Origin of the sequence: Rhodopseudomonas sp. BR0C11 (assembly GCF_010820945.1) — a bacterium.
In the GTDB taxonomy this organism is placed as follows: domain Bacteria; phylum Pseudomonadota; class Alphaproteobacteria; order Rhizobiales; family Xanthobacteraceae; genus Rhodopseudomonas; species Rhodopseudomonas palustris_H.
In genome coordinates, this window is the sequence record NZ_QTKI01000885.1 from 1 (window position 1) to 381 (window position 381).

1 protein-coding gene is annotated in these 381 nt (G+C 63.0%); it reads right to left on the bottom strand.

Features of this window, described 5'->3' with window-relative positions; translation table 11 throughout:
- The coding region (locus DYI24_RS27945) for an ABC transporter permease subunit (protein ID WP_502706405.1) at window positions 1–265 on the bottom strand (265 nt) is incomplete at its 3' end.
- Window positions 266–381 lie beyond the last annotated feature (116 nt).

Here is a 381-nt window from a genome sequence, read left to right on the forward strand (position 1 = left end):
TCGCGTATCCGCCGAGCGCGAAGAACGCGCCGTGGCCGAGCGAGAGGATGCCGCAATAGCCCCAGATCAGGTCGATCGACAGCGCGAGCAGCGCGTAGCAGACATATTTGCCGAACAGCGAGATCAGATAGGTCGGCACATGCAGCGCCGACGACTCCGGCGTCAGCAGATTGAGCAGCGGCAGCAGGATTCCAATCGCGGCGAGCAGCACCAAAAAGATCGTCGCCCCGCGATCGAGCGAGCGGGTGAGGATGTGCGGGGTCATTGGCACAGCCCCCGCACCGCAACACCACGCACGTCCCTCACGCATACACGCAAAGCGATCGCATCGAGAGTTTCGAAAGCCATCGCACCGGAGCCTTCTTCACCCTCCCCTAGAGG